The organism is Candidatus Thiosymbion oneisti (assembly GCF_900092655.1).
Taxonomy (GTDB): Bacteria; Pseudomonadota; Gammaproteobacteria; order Chromatiales; family Chromatiaceae; genus Thiosymbion; species Thiosymbion oneisti.
The window spans coordinates 1-242 of sequence record NZ_FLUY01000287.1 but is presented as its reverse complement, the minus strand read 5'-3'; the positions used below and the strand labels follow the sequence as shown (position 1 = coordinate 242).

Genomic DNA, 242 nt, shown 5'->3' with positions numbered 1-242 from the left:
AACCAGCGCTTGAGGGTACCGAAGGGGTGTTCGACCAAACCGGCGCGCTGGCGCATTCGTGTGGCCCCCTGTTCAGCCATCCGTTGCCGGTGGGCCTCGACCACCTGGGCGTGCTCACTACGATAGATACTGCGAGGAGCGCCGGAGTCGGGCAGACACACCGCTTTCAGCGGGCAATCCTGGCACTGACTGGCCGGGCGGCTGTAGCGGGTGCGCCGGCGGCCATTCTTCTGATGCGGCTG

1 protein-coding gene is annotated in these 242 nt (G+C 66.5%); it reads right to left on the bottom strand.

The annotated features are described in order from the left end of the window. Positions 1 to 242, bottom strand: a 242-nt coding sequence (locus BQ17_RS02595; protein ID WP_176722257.1) for a transposase, incomplete at both ends; no start/stop codon positions are given.